Source organism: Streptomyces actinomycinicus (genome assembly GCF_016741775.1).
Lineage (GTDB): Bacteria > Actinomycetota > Actinomycetes > Streptomycetales > Streptomycetaceae > Streptomyces > Streptomyces actinomycinicus.
Genome location: NZ_JAERRK010000008.1, coordinates 107285 through 128023 on the forward strand (window position 1 = coordinate 107285; position 20739 = coordinate 128023).

Genomic DNA, 20739 nt, shown 5'->3' on the forward strand with positions numbered 1-20739 from the left:
GCTCACCCGGGGTCCGGGCGCATCCGGAAGTCGTAGCGGGCGGGCAGCGGCTCGTCGGTGAGGCGCTCCCACAGCCGGCCGATGTCCTCGGCTCCCTCCCGCAGGTCGGCGACCTCGAAACCGGCGTCGAAGACGGCCCGGGCGTCGGCGGGCCGGCCCTCGGCGAGCAGCAGCCGGGCCAGGAGCAGCCGGAACCGGCCGCGCCGGCGGACGGTCCCCGGCAGCCGCTCCCACACGGCCCGGGCATCGGCGGTCCGCCGGGCGCGGAGCAGCGCTTCGAGCGCCTCCCGGCCGAGCGCCGCCAGGGCGGCCGTCCAGGTCCCGCCGTCGTCGTGGCCCTGCCGGCACAGGTCGCGGAAGGCGTCGGCGTACCGCTCGGCGGCCCGCTCGTGGTGGCCGGACTCCTGGTCGGCGACGGCCAGGCAGCGCAGCAGCGGCCACGGTTCGGACGCCCGGTGCAGCGCACGTTCCCAGCTGCGGACGGCCTGGGCGCGGTCGCCGGCGTGCCACTGGGCGACGCCGAGGTGGTACTCGGTGTGCGGGGTGGCGGGGGCGGTCTCCAGCATGTCCCGCCAGGGCCGGGCGACCAGTGTCGGACCGGGCGGCCGGTCCGGGTGCGGCCGGGGCAGGGATCCGGTGCGCAGCAGCTCCCGCCAGGGTGCCTGCGCGTCCCCGAGGGTGGACTCGGGGAACGGTGTCCCGGGCAGCTTCAGGCCGGCCCTGAGCACCTCGAGCGCGCCCCAGCCCGAGCCCACGGCCAGGACCGCGGCGGGTTCGGTGTCGGCGTACGGCTGCCAGGCGGCGTACGCCTCCTCGACCCGGCCGGGTGGCAGCACGGCCGCCAGCCGCTGCTCCGCTCGTCCGACGGCGTCCGGCCACTCCCCCGAGGGCGGTGTGTCGAGCGGCCCGTACGCCTCCAGCCAGGACACCTCGCTCTCCGGTTCCAGCCGGACGTGTTCCAGCTGGGTCCGGGCGAGCCCGGCCTGGATCTCGCAGTAGCCGCCGGTGCCGGGTTCGGTCAGCCACTCCTGCCAGCGCCGTCCGCCGGGCCGGCTGCCCCACACGAACAGTTTGCGGCCGCGCAGCACCTCGGTGGAGGTCTGCACCAGCCCGTGCCCGTCCGTGTCCAGCGCGGCGATCCAGCGGCGGCGGCCGTCGGGGATCTCGTAGAAGTAGTCGGCTGCGTACGGGCTGTTCAGCGGGTGGGTGCGGTCGATGCCGTCGGACGAGGGGACGGGCACCCGGTGCAGCCGCCGCTCGTACCCGAACTGCCAGGCCTCCTCGGCGGGGACCAGGATGCGGCGGTCCTCGGGCACGGCGGTGTTGGACCACCAGTAGGCGGGCACCGGGCGCTCGTGCGGGTTGCGGACGCGGACGCCGGCGTAGAGGAAGTCGGAGCCGTCCGGGAGCCACAGGTCGACCTGGAACGGCAGGTCGCGCAGCCGCTCCCACTCCCACAGGCGGAGCATCTCGGTGCCGTCCGGCGCGGTGACGCGGGCCGCGTGCAGGGGCGCGCAGGAGAGGGTGGTGTGGCCGGTGGCGCCGATGTTCCATTCGATGCCACCGGAGTACCAGGCGCCGTTGAGGGCGAAGGCGGCGGGCTGGAACACCGGGTTGCGGTAGAGGAGTTCGCGTCCGGTGGGCAGGTGGACCAGGGAGGCGATCCGGCCGCCGAGTCCGGGCAGGACCGTGGCGCGCAGCCGGTCGTTCTCGAGCACGAGGGCGTCGACCGGGCGGGGCTCGCGGGTGCGGCCGTAGCCGTCACGGACAGCGGCCGGCAGCAGGCTGCGCAGCGGGTCCGCCCCGAGCTGGCGGGCCATGTCCCGGGGCAGGTCCGGGAGATGGTGGCCGTTGATGCGGTGGACCTCGTCCGGGGGACGCAGCGGGGGCAAGGGGTTGTCCGGTCCCAGCTCCGCGGCGGGCAGCGTCAGTACCTCATGTCGGATCCTCGTCACGCTGCCCAGGGAACCCGGCTCGGGGCGAGCCGGCCAGGGGAGCGGTCGGTCAGGATTGCGCAAAGGCGTGGACGGGGACGTCCGTCGCGCCGACGGAGCCGACGCCGCCCGTACCACGGCCTCTCCGACTACGGCGTCTCCGCGGTGAGCGCCCAGCGTTCGTGGTCGCGCCAGGCTCCGTCGACGTACAGCATGGCCGGGGAGAAGCCCTCCCGGCGGAAGCCGGCCCCGCGGGCGAGGGCGATGGACGCGGTGTTCCCGGGCTGTGCGTTGATCTCCAGCCGGTGCAGGCCCAGCGGTCCGAAGGCGTACCCGATCACGAGGTCCAGCCCCTCACGCATCAGTCCCCGCCCGGCGGCGTGCGCGAAGACGCCGTAGCCGAGCGCGCCGGACTGGAAGCCGCCCCGGACGATGTTGTTGATGTTGATGAAGCCGGCGATGGCCCCGCTGTCCTTCTCGCACACCAGGAATCCGGCCCGGTCCTCGGCCTCGATCAGCCGGCCCGCGTACTCGGCGTACGCCTCGTCGCCGTCCGGTGGGAACAGCCAGGGCCGGTGCAGGTCCTTGCTCTCGCGGGCGCGTGCGGTGAACTCGGGACCGTCGGCGAGGGTGAACGGCCGGATGGCGACGCGCGGGCCTTCGGCGAGGTAACGGGACGCTGTGTGCGGCATCCGGCCAGCCTACGGTGCCCGGCCGGCGGTGTCGCACGCGGTGCGCGGTGCGCGGGCGCCGTGTTCCCGCGTCAGCGCAGCGCGGGTTCGTCCAGCGTCAGCGTGCCCGTCTCCGCGTCGAGTTCCGCCGCGACGCCGAACGGAATGGTCAGTGCCCCGGCGCAGTGACCGAATCCGACGTTCTCCGCCACCGGCACGCCGAGCGCGCCGAGCCGGTCGGCGAGCACGGGCCGCAGTTCGGCGTAGTCCGAGCAGCCCTCCCAGGAGCCGAGCAGCACCCCGCGCACCCCGTCCAGCCAGCCGGAGCGAAGGAGTTGGGTGAGATACCGGTCCAGGCGGTACGTCTCCTCGCCCACGTCCTCCAGGCAGAGCAGCCCGCCGTCCGCCGAGGGCCGGGCGCCTCGGGTGCCGCACTCCGCGGCGAGCAGGCACAGGCAGCCGCCGAGGGTGACGCCCCGGGCCCGGCCGGGCACGAGCGCGCCGCCGCCGGAGGCGATGGTGCGGACGGTCTCGGGCGCGAAGAGGGTGGCCCGCAGGTGCTCCTGGGCCCGGGTGTTCTTGACGAAGTCGATGCCGGCCGCCATCGGCCCGTGCAGCGTGGCGAGCCCCAGGCGGGTGGCGAAGGCCTCGTGCAGCACGGTGAGGTCGCTGAACCCGACGAAGACCTTCGGTCCGGCCGTCCGCAGCGCGTCCCAGTCGAGCAGGTCGATCATGCGCTGCACGCCGTACCCGCCGCGCGCGCACAGCACCGCGTCCACCGACGGGTCGCACCAGGCGTTCTGGAAGTCGGCGGCGCGGTCGGCGTCCGTGCCGGCCAGGTAGCCGAACTCCGCGTGGCGGTCGAGGACATGGGGTCCCGCCACCGGGTCGAGGTCCCAGCCGCGCAGCATGTCGAGCCCCGCCTGCAGGCGCTCCTCGGGCACCGGCCCGCTGGTGGCGACGACGGCCACCCGGGCGCCGGGGGCCAGCCGGTGCGGCCGTACGAGTTCCTTCACGGGGTCAGGTCCACCTTCGGGGTGCGCGGTGCCGGCTCCAGCCCGAACACCTGGGCGTACAGGGACAGTTCCGCTTCCAGGGCGCGCACCATGGTCTCGGCTCGCCGGAACCCGTGCCCCTCCCCTTCGAACGTGAGGTAGGCGTACGGCACGCCCCGGCCCGCGATCCGGGCGAGGAAGCGTTCGCACTGTGCGGGCGGGCAGATCACGTCGTCCAGGCCCTGGAGCAGCAGGAAGGGTGCGGTGAGCCGGTCGGCGTGCGCGGTCGGGGAGCGCTCGGCGTACCGGGCGGGCACCTCGGCGAGCGGGCCGATCAGCGACTCCAGGTAGCGGGACTCGAAGTCGTGGGTCTCCCCGGGGCCCCAGGTCGCCAGGTCGAGCACCGGGTAGATGATGGTGCCGCAGGCGTAGACGTCGGTCGTGGTCAGGGAGGCGGCGGTGGTCCAGCCGCCCGCGCTGCCGCCCCGGATCGCGAGCCGGGCCGGGTCGGCGGTGCCCTCGTCGGCGAGGGCACGGGCGACGGCCGCGCAGTCCTCGACGTCGACCACGCCCCACTGCTCGCGCAGCCGCTCCCGGTAGGCGCGGCCGTACCCGGTGGAGCCGCCGTAGTCGACCTCGGCGACCCCGATGCCGCGCGAGGTGAAATAGGCGATGTCCAGGTCCAGGACGAGCGGCACCCGGCTGGTGGGCCCGCCGTGCGCCCAGATGACGTAGGGCGGCAGTTCGCCGTCGGTCGCGGTCCGTGCGGGGTGGTGCGGTGGGTAGACGTAGGCGTGCACCTCGCGGCCGTCCGGGCCGGGGAAGGTGCGGATCTGCGGCTCGGGGTAGTACGCCGGGTCGACCGGGTCCTCGTGCCGGGATCCGACGGCGCGGGCACGGCCGGTGGCGGTGTCCAGCTCGACCACCTCGTAGGCGGTGCGCGGGCTGCCGCCGACGCCGACGACGCGTGCGCCGTGCACCGCGAGCATGCCGGTGAACTCGGTCCAGGGTCCGGCGGCGTCGACGATCTCGCCGGACTCCGGATCGAGTATGCCGAGCACGGTCGGCCCTCTGCCGTGCACGACGGCGATCAGGCCGTTGTCCAGCGGCGCGAACCAGCGGAAGCCGAGCAGCCACAGGGGCCCGGCGAACTCCTCCTCGCGCGGGGCCAGCGCAGCGGGACGCGGGTCCCCCGGCCCGTCGGCCGGGGAAGGGGTGCCGTCGCGGTAGAGGTTCCACCAGCCGCTGCGGTCGCTCGTGTACAGGAGCCCGCCGTCCGCCGACCACTCGACCTGTGCGACGGCCTCCTCCGGTCCCCCGGCGACGGTCCGTGCGTCCTTCAGCCGGCCGTCCTCCGTCACGTCGGCGACCAGCAGCTCCGTCCCGTCCCACGGCATCCGCGGATGGTCCCAGGCGATCCAGGCCGCGCGCCGGCCGTCGGGCGAGAGCCGGGCGCCGGTGACGAACCGGTGCCTCGGTTCGGTGAGTTCGCGGACGGCGCTGCGGTCGTCGGCGGCCGATCCGTCCAGCGGCACGGCGGCCAGGAGGCGCCGTACGTCGCCGGGGCCGTCCCCGGTGAACTCCTCCAGCACGCACCAGACCTCCCCGCGGGCGAGGTCCACCCGGGGTTCTGCCCAGCGCAGGCCACCGCCCACCGGGGACAGCGGGGTGAGCGGGACGGGCTCGCCGCCGGGCTCGTACCGGTACAGCCGCTGGTCGGCGAAGTGCGCGAAGACGATCAGCGGCCCGTCTTCGTGGACCGCTCCGGTCCAGGGCCGGCCGCCGTACTCGATGACCCGGCTGCGCACGTTCCACGGCGCGGGCAGCACCGATTCCTCGACGCCGTCGGCGCGGCGCCGCACCAGGGCCCGGCGGCCGCCCTCGGCGGGCCGTGGCTCGGTCCACCAGATCTCGTCGCCGACGAAGTCCACCCACTCCGGCCGCCCGTCGTGCGCTGCGGCGAGTGCCGCGTCGATGGGCGACGGCCACGATCCGTACGGCGTTCTGTGCACCTCGTCCCCCACTGTCTAGGCCGTCCGCAGGAAGCGGTCCAGGACGCGCACCCCGAAGTGCAGCGCCTCCACGGGCACGCGCTCGTCCACGCCGTGGAACAGCGCCTGGTAGTCGAGGTCCACGGGCAGCTTCAGTGGTGAGAAACCGTACCCGGTGATGCCGAGCCGGGAGAACTGCTTGGCGTCCGTGCCGCCGGACATGCAGTACGGCACCACGTGCCCGCCGGGCGCGAACTCCTCGACGGCGGCCCGCATCTTCGCGAAGACCGGGGCGTCCACCGGTGCCTGCAGGGCCACCTCCCGGTGGGCGAACTCCCACTCCACGTCCGGGCCCGTCAGCGCGTCCAGCGTGGCGCCGAACTCCTCCTCGGTGCCGGGCAGACAGCGTCCGTCGACGTGGGCGACCGCCTCACCGGGGATGACGTTCAGCTTGTAACCGGCGTCCAGCATGGTGGGGTTGGCACTGTTGCGGACGGTCGCCTCGACCAGCCGGGCGGCCGGGCCGAGCTTCTCCAGCAGCCGGTCCACGTGCCCGAAGTCGGGCTCGATGCCGTAGAGGGCGGCGAGTTCGGCGAGGGCGGCCCGCACCGTCGGGGTGAGCCGCAGCGGCCACTCGTGCTCTCCGATGCGGGTGACGGCGGCGGCGAGCCGGGTCACCGCGTTCTCCTTGTTCACCTTGGAGCCGTGCCCGGCCCGGCCGCGAGCGGTGAGCTTGAGCCAGCCGGTGCCGCGCTCGCCGGCGGCGATCGGGTAGATCTCCCGGCCGGCCCCGTCGTGGAAGGTGAAGGCACCGGACTCGCTGATGCCCTCGGTGCAGCCCTCGAAGAGTTCGGGGTGCCGGTCGGCGAGGAACCCCGAGCCGTCCTCGGCGCTGGCCTCCTCGTCCGCGGTGAACGCGACGACGAGGTCACGGCGGGGCCGTACGCCCTGCCGGGCCCAGGCCCGGACGACCGCGAGGATCATCGCGTCCATGTTCTTCATGTCGACGGCCCCGCGCCCCCACACCACCCCGTCCCGGATCTCCCCGGAGAACGGGTGCACGCTCCAGTCGGCGGCCTCGGCCGGGACGACGTCGAGGTGACCGTGGACCAGCAGCGCGTCGGCGGAGGGATCCGTGCCCGCGATCCGGGCGACGACGTTGGTACGGCCCGGCGTGCGCTCCAGCAGCAGGGGCTCCAGGCCCGCCCCGGACAGCCGCTCGGCCACGTACTCGGCGGCGGGCCGTTCCCGGCAGTCGCCGCCGCCCCGGTTGGTGGTGTCGATGCGGATCAGGCCGGAGGTGTACTCCACCACCTCGTCCAGGGCCTGCTGGTCAGCCATACTGCTCCTCCACGGCGGCAGAGACGATCGTGGTGACCGCCTTGAACGTCCTGATCCCGTCGTACATGGTGGCGCTGGTGTACGCCACCTTCCGCTCCCCGGTCCGCGCCACGCCGGGGACGACGGTGGCGGCCTGGGCGAGGTGCTCGGCGTCGAACTCGACGCCGACCGTGAACGGCCCGGCCTGCACCGGCTCGCGCCGCACGGCCAGCTGTGCGGCCTCCTTGGCCGCCGCGCGGATGTCGGCCGCGGTCCGGGCGGGTGTCCGGCACACCGCCGCGTACCGGGAGACATGGTCCTTCACGGCGACCTTCAGGGCCTCGGGCGCATAGCCGAGGGCGTCCTCACAGGCCACGTCGTCGCCGGTGACGAGGACGACGGGAACGCCGTACTCGGCGACGACGTGCGCGTTCAGCAGACCCTCGCTCGCGCGGACGTCGTTCAGCCACACCCCGGTGATCTGGTTGGCGAGGTAGGTGTGGGCGAGGACGCCCTCCATGCCGGCGCCCGCGTGGTAGCCGACGAAGGCGATGCCGTCGACGTCGCCGTGCTGGACGCCCTCCACCATGGACAGCGCCTTGTGCCGGCCGGTGAGCATCTCCACCCGCTCGTCGAGCCGCTCCAGGAGCAGGTTCCGCATGGTCCAGTGGGCCTCGTTGACGAGCACCTGGTCGGCGCCGCCGTCGAAGAAGCCCTCCACGGCGGCGTTCACGTCGGAGGTGAACATCGACCGGCACCGCTCCCACTGCGGTGTCCCCGGCAGCACGTCGGCGGGCCAGGTGACACCCGTGGCCCCCTCCATGTCGGCACTGATGAGGATCTTCATGTTGCTTCACGTTACGCGCCGACCGGGGAACTTCCTATGAGGCGGACAGAAGGGAGAGCGCAATCCCGGACCCCGGCACGGTGCCCGTGTACGCCCGTCCCCGCCCTGTGCCCGCAGGGCGGCCGCCGGCGAGATGCCAGGGGAACATCGCGCAGCGGAGCGACGGGAAACGGAGCAGGCCCAGGGCGCGCGAGCGCCCGGCGCCGCCTGCCCGCGGCCACCGGCAGACGCCGGGGAATGAGCCGCGAGCAACTGCCGGACGGCATCTCAAAACGTTCATTCGAGCATGCGCACCCCGGCTCGCACACCGCTGCGACCGCGACAACGGCGAGAACGAGGGGGGCGCACAACCCCCCGCGATTCGGATTCTGCACATTATCCGACCTTCGCTGAAGCGCTTGCCCTGATCTCACGCTCCGCAGCTAGCTAGGTGCTGAGGCCGCTTCTGGCCCGGGTTCCCGACGAACCCGGCCCTTCGCGCAACGGAAGCGGTCCGGACACCTGCATGTGAGGAGTGGTCATGAAGAAGGCCTACGAGGCACCGACGCTCGTCCGGCTCGGTACCTTCCGGAAGGAGACGGGGCTCCTCGGACGCTCCGGCAACGACCGGCTGATCCTGAGCAAGAACTGACGACCGACGGTCCTTGACCCGACGTCATGACTGAACTGCACGAAAGTGCGGGGACGGGCCCCGGCGACGCGCACTTCGCGGTCTTCACGGACCGTGCGGACGCGACCGCCGTGGCCCGCTCCTTCGCCCGCCCCGGAAGCCGGACCCTCGCGCATGCGTCGGGCCGGCCCTGGCTGGTCGGCCACTGGCACGACGACGAGATCATCACGGCGCACGCCGGCGGCGCCTCCGTCGCCGTGGTCGGCTGCTGCCCGGTCGACGCCGACGAACTGCGGCGCCGCGTCGCACGGCTGGGCGATCTCACGGAACTCGGCGCACTGGCCCGATCCCTTCCCGGCAGTTTCCATCTCGTCGGCGCCCTCGAAGGACGGATCAGAGTCCAGGGCACCGCCTCCGGACTGCGACTCGTCTACCACGCGGAGATCGAGGGCGTACGGGTGGCCACGACCCGCGCCGACACGCTCGCCTCCGCCCTGGACCTGGAACCCGACGCGCAAGAACTGGCCGTGCGGCTGCTGTGGCCCGCACCGTACCCGCTGTTCGAGACGTCGATGTGGCCCGGGATCACCGCCGTTCCTCCGCAGGACGCCGTGATCGTCGCCGCGGACGGGCGCAGCGTACGGCACGCCCGGTGGTGGACACCGCCGGAGCCGGTCCGGCCGCTGTCCGAAGCGGCGCCCCTGATCCGGACGGCACTTCAGGAGGCCGTCGACGCACGCACCCGTCAGGGCGGCGTGGTGAGCTGCGACCTGTCCGGCGGACTGGACTCGACCTCCGTCTGCTTCCTGGCCGACCGCTCTCCCGCCCGAGTCGTGGCCAGTACATGGCCGGGACGCGATCCGGCGGACACCGACCTGCACTGGGCCGAGCGGGCGGTCCGGCACCTCCCGGACGTCGAGCACGTGATCTGGGACGCCGACGCCTCCCCGCTGGTCTATGAGGACCTGCTCACCATCGACGACCTCCTCGACGAGCCGACCATCGGTGTCATGGACCGCTCCCGGGTGCTGCGCCACCTGCCCGGCCTCGCCGCACGCGGCAGCCGGTTGCACCTGACCGGCATCGGCGGCGACCACGTGGCATGGTGCTCCGAGGCGTACTACCACCGGCTGCTGCGCACCCGTCCGCTGTTCGCCCTGCGCCAGTTGCGCGGATTCCGGGCGCTGTGGCAGTGGCCGCTCGGCGGCACGGTCCGGGCACTCGCCGACTCCCGGCCGTACGGCAAGTGGCTCGCCGACGCCGCCGGCCGGCTGCGGGGCCCGTTGCCACCGTCCGTCGCCACGGGGCTCGGCTGGGGCATGGCCCCGCGCCTGTTCGACTGGGTGACCCCCGAGGCCGAAGGGATGGCCCGCCGGGCACTCCTCGATGCCGCCGCGACGGCCTCCCCACTGCACCCGGACCGCGGACTGCACGCCGACCTGGAGCAGATCCGCTCGTGCGCCCGTGTCATCCGGCAGTGGGACCGGATGGCGGCCCGCGCCGGCCTGCCGATGGCCTCTCCCTTCCTCGACGACCGCGTCATCGAGGCGTGTCTCGCCGTGCGTCCGGGCGAGCGCGTCACACCCTGGCGGTACAAGCCAGTCCTCGGTGCCGCGATGCGCGGGGTCGTGCCCGAGGACTGCCTGCGGCGCGCCAACAAGGCCACGGCCTCCATGGACGCCTCCAACGGACTGCGCGAACACCGCGCCGACCTGCTGGCCCTGTGGGAGGACTCACGGCTGGCGGAGCTGGGCCTGGTGGACGGCGCGAAGCTCCGCCGCCTCGCCCTGCGGCCCGCCTCCCGCGGGCTCTCCGAAGCCATCCTCTACTCCACCATCGCCACCGAGGTGTGGTTGCGGGGGCTCGGCCGCAACCGCGCCCGTGTCCCGCAAACCTGACCGCACGCTCCGTCAGACACGTCAGAAAGGCCCTCACATGCCCCTGCGGTTCGGCGACAACGTCTCCACGGCCGAGACCGACTACGGCACCGTGCTGCTCGACGAACGGGCCGGCACCTACTGGGAGTTGAATCCCACCGCCACCCTGGTGGTGCGGACGCTGCTCGACGGTGGCGAGGAAACGGACGCGGCCGCCGCCCTGGCCCGGGAGTTCGACGTGGACCGGGCACAGGCCCGGCTGGACGTCGAGACCCTGGTACGGGAGCTGCGGAACTCGGGGCTCGCCTCGTGACGACGCCCAGCGCGCTGCAGCGCCCCGGCGGCGTACCCCTGTCCCGGCGTCTGGCCGCCCGCCTCGTCCTGCTCCCCGCCGTCGCTCTCGCCCTGCTGCCGCCCCGCCGCATCCGCGTCGTGCTCGGCGTCCTGCGGCGCGGCGCCGGGCCCGCCACCGTCGCGCAGGCCCAGGAGGCGCGCGACGCCCTGTGTGCGGCCAGCCTGCACTGTGCCGGTCCGAAGGGCTGTCTGCCGCGCTCCCTCGGAGCGGCACTGCTGTGCCGTCTCGGCGGAACGTGGCCCACCTGGTGCACCGGTGTACGCGTCGTCCCGCCCTTCACCGCGCATGCCTGGATCGAGGCGGACGGCCGTCCCGTCGGCGAAGGTGTGCCGGAGGGCTACTTCGCCCGGCTGGTGTCCGTCGGCCCGCTGCCACGGCCGACGGACCGATGACCGGCGCGACGGTCGCGCACGACGGCCCGGCCGAGGCCACCGGCGGCGGCAGGTCCACCAAGGCGGCGGTGGCCACGATGTACCGGCTCACCGCCGGGCACCGGAGCGCCGTCGCCCTCGCGACCGTACTGACCCTCGTGGGCTCCGCCCTGGGACTCGCCCAGCCACTCGTCGCCAAGGACGTGGTGGACGCGACCGGCCGCGGACAGGTGGTCTGGCCGCTGCTGGTACTCCTCGGCGTGCTGTTCGCCGTCGAGGCGGCGACGGGGGCCGCGGGACGCTACCTGCTGGAGCGGATGGGCGAAGGAGTCGTACGGCAGCTGCGTCACGGGCTGGTGGGACGGCTGCTCCGGCTGGAGATGCGGGAGTACGGCCGGCACCGCGGAGCAGACCTCGTTTCCCGGGTGACGACCGATACCACCGTGCTCCGGGAGGTCGTGTCGCAGGCCCTGGTGGACCTGGTGACGGGAAGCCTCGTCGCCGCCGGGGCGATCATCCTCATGGCGTGGCTCGACCTGCTGCTGCTGCTTCTGGTCGCCGCCACCGTGGCAGCGGCGGCCGTGGTCGTCGCCTCGCTGCTGACGGGCATCAGATGCGCGTCCGAGCACATGCAGGACTCGGTCGGTGCCATCGCCGCCGATCTGGAGCGCGCCCTCGGTTCCCTGCCGATGGTCCGGGTGCACCGTGCCGAGGAACGCGAGGCGGCGGGTATCGGTGCCCGCGTCGATGCGGCCTACGGCGCGGGGGTGCGCACCGCGAAGCTCGCCTCCGTCATGAGTTCCGCCGTCGAACTCGCCGTCCAGGGCTCGTTCCTCATCGTCCTGGTGGTCGGCGGCCTGCGTGTGGGCGGCCACTCCGGCTCCCTCGGCGACCTCGTCGCCTTCCTGCTGTACGCCTCGTACCTCGTCCTGCCGCTGTCCTCGGTCTTCCGTGCCGTCGGGCTCGTCCAGCGCGGGATGGGCGCCTACCAGCGCATCGACGAGGCGCTGCGCCTGGCTGTCGAGCCCACCGCGCCCCGGACCGCGAGGGGCCGCGCTCCCGCAGCGCGGCCGACCGGGCCGGCCGTCCGCCGCGCACACCCGGCCCTCGCCCTCCACGACGTCCACTTCGCCTACGACGCACGGCGGCCCGTCCTGCGTGGTGTGTCCCTCGCCGTCCCGCACCGGAGGTACGTGGCCCTGGTGGGCCGGTCCGGAGCCGGCAAGAGCACGGTGTTCGCCCTGGTGGCGAGGTTCTACGAGCCGGACGCGGGCACCGTGCTCTTCGACGGACGGCCCGCGACCGAACTCAGCCGCGAGGCATGCCGCCGGAGGATCGCCATCGTCGACCAGAACGCCCACGTCGTCCACGGCACCCTGCGCGACAACATCGCCTACGCCATGCCCGACGCCACCGAAGCGGATGTCCGGCGCGTCATCGAACGGGCGGGACTGGAAGAAGTCGTCGACCGGCTGCCCGGTGGCCTGTCCGCTGTCATCGGTGAACGCGGCAGCACCCTCTCCGGCGGCGAACGCCAGCGCGTCGCCCTCGCCCGTGCCTTGCTGGCCCGCCCCGCGCTGCTCCTGCTGGACGAGCCCACCTCCCACCTCGACGCGATCAATGAAGCGGCACTCACCACCGTCATGAAGGACATCGCCCAGGAGTGCGCCCTGCTCGTCATCGCCCACCGCCTGTCCACGGTGCAGCATGCGGACCACATCGTGGTGCTGCAGGACGGCCGCACCGCCGCGGCCGGTCGCCACGAGGAGTTGCTCGCCGGCAGTTCCCTCTACCGCGAGCTGGCCGCGAGCCAGATGCTCCGGCCGGGTGGACGCCCGGAAACGGCAGCCGGCGGGGCGCGGACGGCCGGAACATGTCGTCGAAGCGGGTCCGCCGCCCGGGACGCGGGCCCGCACGGACCGTCGGCCGGGCCGCCGTGACCGCCCCGGCTTCCGCCCAGGCCTCAGGCAGACACCCCCTCCGGCGGAGAACCGGAGGGGGTGTCTGCGCACGCAGCGACGGGCTCCCGCCGGGGATCCACGTCGCGGTCACGCCCCGGCGAGGACGAACCAGTGGGCCGGCAGGTCGATGCGGGTGCCGTCCTCGAGGTGCTCGGTCTGCGGCAGCACCGTCTCCCCTTCGGCCAGGACCGTCAGGCCGGCCTCGCCGAGCAGGCGCGGGATCTCCTCGTCGGGGGCGTCGGCGGGCTTGAGCCCGTGGTGGAAGACACGCCGGAGCTTGGGTCCCGGGCCGGCCGGCCCGGAGGCGGCGCGCTTGAGGACGTCCCGGGAGCCGGAGGTGAGTTCCACGACGAAGGCACGGCCTTCGCTGCCGATGATCTCGGCCACGGCGGCGGCGACCGCGGGGCGTGCGGCCGGTTCGCTCTGGTGGATGACGGCCCGCATGTAGACGTTGCTGTCGCCGAGCCGCTGGTGCAGGGCCCGTACGGCGCCGGTGTCGGTGAGGTCGAGCTGCTGGAACTCGACGGCGTCGCCGTCGGCGGCCCGGCGGGCGTGCTCGACGGCGGCCTGCGAGAGGTCGACGCCGACGGCGCGGGCGAACCGGGTGGCCAGATAGCGGGTCTGGGTGCCGTTGCCGCAGCCCAGGTCGACTATCGTCCGCCCGGGGTCGGCGTGCGGGAGGAGCAGTTCGCTGTGCGGCGCGGCGGTCAGGGAGGGATCGGCGTCCCAGATGGCGTCGCCCCGGGCGTCGGAGGTTCCGCGCCAGTAACTCTCCCAGTTGCTGCGGTAGTTGTCCGAGACGTTCATGCGATCTCCCCACGGTTCGGTTCCGTGATCGGAATATCGCGGCGGCCGGGACGAGGGCAAGGCCCGGGACGCCGCCTTCATCGGATGTACGGACTCGGGACACCCCGGCGAGGCCACGACCGGTTGCGCGCGCTCCCGGTCAGCGGCTTGAGCCGACGGCCTGTTCGAACCAGACGGTCTTGCGGTGTCCGGTGGCGCTGGCACCCCACTCCCGGGCGAGCCGGGAGACCACGCGCAGCCCGCGGCCGGACTCGTCGAGAGGGCCGGCGGCGAGCATGGCGGGCAGCGCGGGCTCGTCGTCGGTGACCTCGAACAGCAGCGCGTCGGTGCGCACGACCCGCAGTGCGACCCGGTCGCCCCCGGCGTGCCGGACGGCGTTGGTGACCACCTCGCTGACGAGCAGCTCGGCCGTCTCCACGGCGCCCGGCAGACCCCATTCCAGGAGCCTGTCGCGGACCAGCCGGCGGGCCCGGGCCACCTCGCCCGGGTCGGCGTCGAGCAGCCATTCGGCGACGTGTTCGTCGGGGATGCCGTTGAGGCGGGCCATGAGCAGGGCGACGTCGTCCTTGCGTCCGCCACGGGTGTTCAGGGCGCGGATGATCGTGTCGCAGGCGACGTCCATGGAGGCCGCGGGGTGGGCGGCGGACTCGCAGAGCGCGGCCAGCCCCTCGCCGATGTCGGAGCCGCGCACCTCGACCAGCCCGTCGGTGCACAGCACCAGCCGGTCGCCGGGCGCGACCTTGACGCGGACGGCCTCGAAGGGGACGCCGCCGACGCCGATGGGGGCACCGGTGGGCAGATCGAGGAGTTCGCTGCTGCCGTCCTCGGCGCGGACCAGCACGGGCGGGATGTGGCCGGCGTTGGCCAGCTGCAGTTCCCCGCGGATCGGGTCGTAGACGGCGTACAGGCAGGTGGCGAGGTAGTTGTCGCCGAGCCGGCGGGCCAGGTCGTCGAGCTGGCGCAGGAGCCGGGCGGGCGGGGTCTCCATGGCGGCCATGGTCTGTACGGCGGTGCGCAACTGACCCATCATCGCAGCCGAGTTGAGGCCGTGGCCCATGACGTCACCGACGACGAGGGCGGTGCGGGAGCCGGGCAGTTTGATGGTGTCGAACCAGTCGCCGCCGATGCGGCCGAGCCGGGTGCCGGGCAGGTAACGGGTGGCGACGTCGCAGCCGGCCATGCGTGGGCTGACCTGCGGCAGCATGCTGTCCTGCAGGGTGTCGGCGACGTTCTCCTGGTACGTGTACATCCGGGCGTTGTCGAGCACGAGGCCCGCCCGGGCGGCGAGTTCGGCGCCGGTGGTGCGGTCCATGTCGTCGAACTGCGGCCGGTCGGGGCGGCGCATCAGCACCATGAAGCCGAGGACGACGTTGCGCGCCTTGAGCGGGACGATCAGCAGGGACCGGCCGCCGATGAGCGGTCTGAGGTCGCGCTTCTCGAACTCGCCGGCGATGCGGTCCGACAGTTCCCCGGTGACCCGCGGGACGACGACCGGCTCGCCCGTGACCATGCACTTGTAGAACGGTGTGTGTTCGGGGAAGGCGAAGGCCTCCCCGACCGGCACGGTGTCGTCCCAGCGCCCGGGTTCGTCGTTGTGCTCGACCCAGACGCGGAACATCACGGTGCTGGCGTCCGGCGGCCCGTCCGAGAAACCCTCGCCGGCCAGCACGGCGGCGCGCAGATGAGTGCCGGCGAAGTCCGCGAACCGGGGTACGGCGGCGCTGGTGACCTCGCGAATGGTCTCGCTGAGGTCGAGGGAGGAACCGATGCGGGAGCTGACCTCGTTGAGGAACTCCAGCCGTTCGCGGACGGCGGCGTACTCCAGGTCCTGCTCGGCCCCGGACGGGATCACGGGCGCGGCAGCCCGCTGCTGCGGCACCAGGGGCACGGCCGGGGTGCGTCCGGCGCGCCGGGGCACGCCCCAGTACGGGGTGACCGGCACCCGGTCGAACTGGCTGAACTCCAGCACGGGGTAGCCGAGTTCCAGCACCTGGGAGACGATGCGGCCGCTCAGGCCCGGGCCCATGTTGGGCAGGATCTCGGGCAGGTGCCGCTCGAGTTCCTCGGAGGCGGGCAGCTCGGTGTGGCGGGCGAAGCCGGGCGCGATGCGTTCGGCGGTCTCGTCGTCGTAGCCGCGTTCGTCGCGCAGCCGGGTGGCGTCGGCGGCGAGCACCAGCAGCCGGGAGGTGCCCGGGCCGACCAGCGGGTAGGCCCACCACAGCACGTCGAGCCGCTCGTCCCCGGGCGCCGGCCCGGGCGGGGTGAGCCGGGCACGGCCGGCGGTGGCGAAGGCGCTGTGCCCGCCGAGCGAGGCCTCCAGGTCGGGACCGGCCCCGTCGTACTCCTCGTACGCGTCGGGCATGGCGTCGCCGCGCGCGTCGTCGGGCAGGGCGCCCGAGACGGGCAGCAGGTCCGCCGCGGGGTGTCCGACGGCGTCGTCCCGGCCCACCCCGAACAGGCGCCCGGCGCCGCTGCTCCAGTGGGACACCAGGCCCTCGCTGTCGACGACGACCACCGCAAGCGGAATGCGGCCCGCCGCGCTGTCGCCGCGTCCGCGAGGTGTGTCCCGCTCGCTGCCACGGTCCATGGCCCAGGCCCTCTCTCCCCACGGCTGTACGCAAAACGATCTGTGCCGCCCGCCACTACCGTAAGGCGGCGGCCGGTCGCGATGTGTGGCAATTCTGGAATTGGTTTCAGCTGATCGCCCGGTCGCGCGGCCCGGCGCCCCGCTCAGTCCTCGTGCCCGAGCTGCAGGTCCCGCTCCGTGCGGCCACCGCCCGCGACCTGCAGAACCGTGGCGACCGGCGGGTAACCTGCGGCGATGACGGTGTACTCGCCGGACGAGAGGTCGACGAACCGGAACGTTCCGTCGGCTCCGGTGGTGAGGGTGTCGACGACATTGCCGGCGGCGTCGAGGAGGGTCACCCGCGCGTCCTCCACGGGACGTCCGCCGCCGGCCCGCACGGTGCCCTTCAGCACGGCGCCGCCCGCGAGTTCGATGTCCTGCCGGGTCTCCCGGGACGCCTGGACGCTCACCGGGAGCGCGGCGGGCCGGAATGCGGGGGCGCTGGCGGCCAGGGTGTACTCGCCGGCGACCAGCTCGGTGATGACGTAACCGCCCTCGCGCCCGCTGCGGGTGGCGGCGACGACCTCGCCGTGCACGTTGGTCAGGGTGACGGTGGCGTCGCGGACGGGGCTGCCGTCGGCGGTGAGCACGCTGCCGGCGAGCCGTCCGGCGCCGCCGAGGACGACGTCGAGGTCGACGGGGCGTTCGCCGACGGTGACGGACACGGCCTGCGGCTGGTGCCCGCCGGCGGCGGCGATCAGCACGTACGACCCGGAGCCGGGCGTGCTGAGCGCGTACCTGCCGTCGTCGGTGCTGGCGCCCCGCCCGATCTGCTGTCCGGCGACGTCGATGAGGGTGAGTGCCGCGCGCGGCACCACGGTGCCGTCGGGGTGCTGCACCGTGCCGCAGACGGGGATTCCGGCGGGGTACGGCGAACGGGCCTGCGGGATCGGAGCGTTCACGGTCTCGGGCTCCGTTTCTGCGGTGTGGTGGGACACCAGGGGTTTCTCCTTGAGGAAGAAGGCGATGACCAGGCCGAGGACGAGCACCGGGACGAGGTAGAGGAAGATCCGGGGCATCGCGTCGGCGTAGGCGCGGATGTAGGCGTCGCGCAGCGCCGGGGGAAGCGCGTGCACGAGCTGCGGGGTGAGGGAGTCGGGGTCGGGCAGTCCGGTGCCCGCGCGCGGGGGCAGTTCCCGGCGCAGGGAGTCGGTGAGCCGGCCGGCGAAGAGGGTGCCGAAGACGGCGGCGCCGACGCTGCCGCCGATCTGCCGGAAGTAGTTGTTGGCGCTGGTGGCGGTGCCGAGGTCGGCGGGGCGCACGGAGTTCTGCACGGCGAGGACGAGGACGGGCATCACCAGGCCGATGCCGGCGCCGAGCACGGCCATCCAGATGCTGTAGTGCAGCCGGGGCGTGCCGGTCTCCAGCCGGGACAGCAGCCACATGCCGACGGCGGAGACGGCGCCGCCGAGCACGGGGAAGATCTTGTAGCGGCCGGTGTGGCTGATGAGCTGGCCGCCGATGATCGAGGCACCGACGATCCCGGCCATCATGGGGAGCATCAGCAGCCCGGACTCGGTGGCGCTCGCTCCGTCGACCATCTGCAGGAACGTCGGCAGGTAGCTGGCCGCGCCGAACAGGGCGACGCCGATGACGAGGCCGACCAGACCGCTGACGTTGAAGACGGAGTCGCGGAACAGCCGCAGCGGGATGAGGGGTTCGGCGGCGAAGCGCTCGGCGACGAGGAAGAGCACGGTGGCGGCGAGGGCGCCGCCGCCGAGGCCGATGATCTGTCGCGAGTCCCAGGCGTACTCGGTGCCGCCCCAGCTGGTGAGCAGCACCAGGCAGGTGGAGGCGGTGGCGAGGAGCAGCGCGCCGAGCACGTCGAGGCGGGCCCGGATCCGCGGCCGGGGCAGCTTCAGGACGAGGGTGACGACGGCCAGGGTGACCAGGCCGAAGGGGACGTTGACGTAGAAGCACCAGCGCCAGGAGAGGTGGTCGGTGAAGTAGCCGCCGAGCAGCGGTCCGGCGACGGAGGCGAGCCCGAAGGCGGCGCCGATCAGGCCCATGTAGCGGCCGCGTTCCCGCGGCGGCACGATGTCGGCGATGATCGCCTGCACGCCGATCATCAGCCCGCCGGCGCCGACGCCCTGGAGGGCGCGGAAGGCGATCAGCTGGTCCATCGTCCCGGCGCGGCCGGCGAGCGCGGAGCCGAGGACGAAGACGGCGATGGCGAACTGGAAGACGCCCTTGCGGCCCACGAGGTCGCCGAGCTTGCCGTACAGCGGCAGGCCGATGGTGGAGGTGAGCAGGTAGGCCGTGATGGCCCAGGACATCCTGTCCAGGCCGTGCAGTTCGCCGACCACCTTCGGCAGGGCGGTGGCGACGATCATCTGGTCCAGGGCGGCCAGTAGCAGCGCCAGCATCAGCCCGACGAAGACCAGCCGGACCCGGCGGGGCGGGAGCCCGGCGGCCGGTGCGGGCGGGGGCGGCGGAGCGGCGGCGGGCTCGTTCTCGGCGGCCGGTGCCACGGCCGGCTCGTGCTTCACCAGAGTCGTCCCGCCCACGTACCGCTCCCCTCGTCGCAGCTGTCACAATTCCCGCATAAGGCGACAACTGCGAACAACTGCGGCGAGTTACGGCACCGTCCCGGACAGCGCGGAGTTCCACTCGAACCGGTGAAGGGGTCAACCGGAGGTCAACGCCCTTTCACCGGCGGGCCCTTGGGGCTACTTCTCGACCTCGGCGGCGAGGTTGGCGAGCAGGGCGTCGTAGATCCGGCCGAGGCCCTTGGGGGCGAACGTCTTCTCGAAGAAGCCGCCGATGCCGCCGGCGCCCTGCCAGGTGGTGGTGACGACGACCCGGGACCTCCCCTCGCCGGCCGGCGTGACGCGCCAGGTGGTGACCATGGAGGAATTGCGGTCCTTCTCGACCAGTTCGCCGTCGGTGGGCTCACCGACCTCGAGGAGGCAGTCGCGCACCCGCTTGCTGGTGGCCTGGAGCTTCCAGTGGACGAGGGTGCCCTCGCCGTCGCCGCCCTCGCGCACCTCGTACTCGCTGAAGTGCTCGGGCAGCAGCTTCTGCCGGGTGCCGCGGTAGTCGGCGAGGGCGTCGAACACCTTCTCCGCGTCCGCCGCGACGACCCGCTCCGTAGTGGCCTCGACCTGCGCCATTGCGTTCCTCCACGACCTGGTTCCTCGGGGTTGGGGCAAGCCAACCACCCCGGCGCCCGGCCGCCCAAATCGGGGTCCGCACGATCATGGGAACAGATGTTCTATTCTAGGGCCAGCGCTACCGAGGAGGCGTCATGCGCTGGGAGAACCTCGCCGTGGAGCCCGCCGGGCCCGCGGAGTCCGCCGAGCACGGCCGGACCGCCGACGCCGCGCTGTTCGGCGCGGACGCCGTCACCACTCGCACGTTCGACACCCCTGAGTTCCGTGGGATCACCTTCCACGAGGTCCGGGCGCGCTCGGTGCTGAACCGGGTGCCGGGTGCCTCGCGCATGCCGTTCGAATGGACGGTGAACCCCTACCGGGGCTGCTCTCACGCCTGCGTCTACTGTTTCGCCAGGAAGACGCACAGCTACCTGGACCTGGACACGGGCATCGGCTTCGACACCCAGATCGTGGTCAAGGTGAACGCGCCGGAGGTGCTGCGCCGCCAGCTGGCCTCACGGCGCTGGCAGGGCGACCACGTCGCGATGGGCACGAACGTCGACTGCTACCAGCGTGCCGAGGGCCGCTACCGGCTGATGCCGGGCATCATCTCCGCGCTCACCGAGCACGCCAACCCGTTCTCGATCCTGACCAAGGGCACCCTCATCCTGCGCGACCTGGACCTGCTGGTCCGGGCGGCTGGGGTGACGGACATCGGCATCTCGGTCTCGGTCGGCTTCCTGGACACCGGGCTGTGGCGCACGGTGGAGCCGGGCACGCCCGCGCCCGAGCGCCGGCTGGACGTCGTCCGCACCCTCGGGGAGCACGGCATCGGCTGCGGGGTGCTGATGGCGCCGGTGATCCCGTTCCTGAGCGACCACCCGGCCCAACTGCGGGCCACGGTACGTGCGATCGCGGCGGCCGGGGCCACCTCCGTCACCCCGCTGGTGCTGCACCTGCGCCCGGGTGCCCGCGAGTGGTTCACGGCCTGGCTCGGGCAGCACCATCCGCACCTGGTGCGGCGCTACGAGCGGCTGTACGCGGAGGGCGCCTACGCCCCCAAGTGGTACCAGCGCCGGATCACCCGTCAGGTCCACGAGCTGGCGCAGGAGTACGGCATCGGCCCCACGCGCGCGGGGACGGCCCGCCGGATCCGCCCGCCCGAGCCGGCCGAAGCCCCCACCGGGCCCGAACCGGTCCAGCTCAGCCTGATGTGATCACTTCCGTGGGCGTTAGGGGGCATCCCGCGGCCCAATTGGGTCAAGTATCGCTGTAACGC

16 protein-coding genes are annotated in these 20739 nt (G+C 73.4%); 6 read left to right on the forward strand and 10 right to left on the reverse strand.

The window, feature by feature from the left end:
* Positions 1–2 precede the first annotated feature (2 nt).
* The 6 genes from JK359_RS18250 to JK359_RS18275 all read right to left on the reverse strand — a co-directional run bounded on the left by JK359_RS18250 (position 3) and on the right by JK359_RS18275 (position 7758).
* Positions 3–1964, reverse strand: coding sequence for a DUF5107 domain-containing protein (locus JK359_RS18250; protein WP_201837182.1), 1962 nt, complete (start codon positions 1962–1964; stop codon positions 3–5).
* Positions 1965–2083: 119 nt separating this feature from the next.
* Positions 2084–2626, reverse strand: a complete 543-nt coding sequence (locus tag JK359_RS18255) for a GNAT family N-acetyltransferase (protein ID WP_201836848.1) — start codon at positions 2624–2626, stop codon at positions 2084–2086.
* A gap of 71 nt (positions 2627–2697) precedes the next feature.
* On the reverse strand, positions 2698–3621 hold the full coding sequence (locus tag JK359_RS18260) for a S66 peptidase family protein (RefSeq protein ID WP_201836849.1): 924 nt from the start codon (positions 3619–3621) through the stop codon (positions 2698–2700).
* Positions 3618–5612 (reverse strand): S9 family peptidase, encoded by a 1995-nt coding sequence (locus tag JK359_RS18265; RefSeq protein WP_372445426.1) that lies wholly within the window; start codon positions 5610–5612, stop codon positions 3618–3620. The genes JK359_RS18260 and JK359_RS18265 overlap by 4 nt, the downstream gene beginning before the upstream one ends.
* A gap of 15 nt (positions 5613–5627) precedes the next feature.
* Entirely contained in the window at positions 5628–6932 is a 1305-nt protein-coding gene (locus JK359_RS18270; protein WP_201836851.1) for a M20/M25/M40 family metallo-hydrolase, read from the reverse strand.
* Entirely contained in the window at positions 6925–7758 is an 834-nt protein-coding gene (locus JK359_RS18275) for a M55 family metallopeptidase (protein WP_201836852.1), read from the reverse strand. The genes JK359_RS18270 and JK359_RS18275 overlap by 8 nt, the downstream gene beginning before the upstream one ends.
* A gap of 520 nt (positions 7759–8278) precedes the next feature.
* Between JK359_RS18275 and JK359_RS18280 the strand changes: the two genes are divergently transcribed.
* The 5 genes from JK359_RS18280 to JK359_RS18300 are packed head-to-tail and all read left to right on the forward strand — an operon-like array spanning position 8279 to position 12911.
* Positions 8279–8389 (forward strand): keywimysin-related RiPP, encoded by a 111-nt coding sequence (locus JK359_RS18280; protein ID WP_107102704.1) that lies wholly within the window; start codon positions 8279–8281, stop codon positions 8387–8389.
* 26 nt (positions 8390–8415) lie between these two features.
* Complete coding sequence (locus JK359_RS18285) at positions 8416–10266, forward strand: lasso peptide isopeptide bond-forming cyclase (RefSeq protein ID WP_201836853.1); 1851 nt, start codon at positions 8416–8418, stop codon at positions 10264–10266.
* A 37-nt stretch (positions 10267–10303) separates the two neighbouring features.
* Positions 10304–10558: a lasso peptide biosynthesis PqqD family chaperone gene (locus tag JK359_RS18290; RefSeq protein ID WP_201836854.1), complete on the forward strand. Its 255-nt coding sequence runs from the start codon at positions 10304–10306 to the stop codon at positions 10556–10558.
* A complete protein-coding gene (locus JK359_RS18295; RefSeq protein WP_201836855.1) occupies positions 10555–10992 on the forward strand; it encodes a lasso peptide biosynthesis B2 protein in 438 nt (145 codons plus the stop codon). Before JK359_RS18290 ends, JK359_RS18295 begins: the two co-directional genes overlap by 4 nt.
* Complete coding sequence (locus tag JK359_RS18300) at positions 10989–12911, forward strand: ABC transporter ATP-binding protein (RefSeq protein WP_201836857.1); 1923 nt, start codon at positions 10989–10991, stop codon at positions 12909–12911. The genes JK359_RS18295 and JK359_RS18300 overlap by 4 nt, the downstream gene beginning before the upstream one ends.
* Before the next feature lie 108 nt (positions 12912–13019).
* Here the strand turns inward: JK359_RS18300 and JK359_RS18305 are convergent, their stop codons facing one another.
* From JK359_RS18305 to JK359_RS18320, 4 genes are all read right to left on the reverse strand, one after another.
* Positions 13020–13739 (reverse strand): class I SAM-dependent methyltransferase, encoded by a 720-nt coding sequence (locus tag JK359_RS18305; protein WP_201836858.1) that lies wholly within the window; start codon positions 13737–13739, stop codon positions 13020–13022.
* Between the two features lie 139 nt (positions 13740–13878).
* The gene (locus JK359_RS18310) at positions 13879–16326 is read right to left on the reverse strand and encodes an ATP-binding SpoIIE family protein phosphatase (RefSeq protein ID WP_201836859.1); all 2448 of its coding nucleotides are present in this window, start codon (positions 16324–16326) and stop codon (positions 13879–13881) included.
* Positions 16327–16469: 143 nt separating this feature from the next.
* A complete protein-coding gene (locus JK359_RS18315) occupies positions 16470–18872 on the reverse strand; it encodes an MFS transporter (RefSeq protein WP_201836860.1) in 2403 nt (800 codons plus the stop codon).
* A 162-nt stretch (positions 18873–19034) separates the two neighbouring features.
* Positions 19035–19478 (reverse strand): SRPBCC family protein, encoded by a 444-nt coding sequence (locus JK359_RS18320; RefSeq protein WP_201836861.1) that lies wholly within the window; start codon positions 19476–19478, stop codon positions 19035–19037.
* A gap of 134 nt (positions 19479–19612) precedes the next feature.
* On the opposite strand from JK359_RS18320, the gene JK359_RS18325 reads away from it, so the two are divergent.
* A complete protein-coding gene (locus JK359_RS18325; RefSeq protein WP_201836862.1) occupies positions 19613–20677 on the forward strand; it encodes an Rv2578c family radical SAM protein in 1065 nt (354 codons plus the stop codon).
* Positions 20678–20739: the final 62 nt, after the last annotated feature.

What these genes read in the sequence shown, in the direction of transcription:
- JK359_RS18255 (WP_201836848.1), bottom strand. Translation starts at nt 2,626, where the DNA reads ATGCCGCACACAGCGTCCCGTTACCTCGCCGAAGGCCCGCGCGTCGCC.
- JK359_RS18305 (WP_201836858.1), bottom strand. Translation starts at nt 13,739, where the DNA reads ATGAACGTCTCGGACAACTACCGCAGCAACTGGGAGAGTTACTGGCGC.
- JK359_RS18285 (WP_201836853.1), top strand. Translation starts at nt 8,416, where the DNA reads ATGACTGAACTGCACGAAAGTGCGGGGACGGGCCCCGGCGACGCGCAC.
- JK359_RS18290 (WP_201836854.1), top strand. Translation starts at nt 10,304, where the DNA reads ATGCCCCTGCGGTTCGGCGACAACGTCTCCACGGCCGAGACCGACTAC.
- JK359_RS18310 (WP_201836859.1), bottom strand. Translation starts at nt 16,326, where the DNA reads ATGGACCGTGGCAGCGAGCGGGACACACCTCGCGGACGCGGCGACAGC.
- JK359_RS18320 (WP_201836861.1), bottom strand. Translation starts at nt 19,478, where the DNA reads ATGGCGCAGGTCGAGGCCACTACGGAGCGGGTCGTCGCGGCGGACGCG.
- JK359_RS18275 (WP_201836852.1), bottom strand. Translation starts at nt 7,758, where the DNA reads ATGAAGATCCTCATCAGTGCCGACATGGAGGGGGCCACGGGTGTCACC.
- JK359_RS18270 (WP_201836851.1), bottom strand. Translation starts at nt 6,932, where the DNA reads ATGGCTGACCAGCAGGCCCTGGACGAGGTGGTGGAGTACACCTCCGGC.
- JK359_RS18300 (WP_201836857.1), top strand. Translation starts at nt 10,989, where the DNA reads ATGACCGGCGCGACGGTCGCGCACGACGGCCCGGCCGAGGCCACCGGC.
- JK359_RS18325 (WP_201836862.1), top strand. Translation starts at nt 19,613, where the DNA reads ATGCGCTGGGAGAACCTCGCCGTGGAGCCCGCCGGGCCCGCGGAGTCC.
- JK359_RS18280 (WP_107102704.1), top strand. Translation starts at nt 8,279, where the DNA reads ATGAAGAAGGCCTACGAGGCACCGACGCTCGTCCGGCTCGGTACCTTC.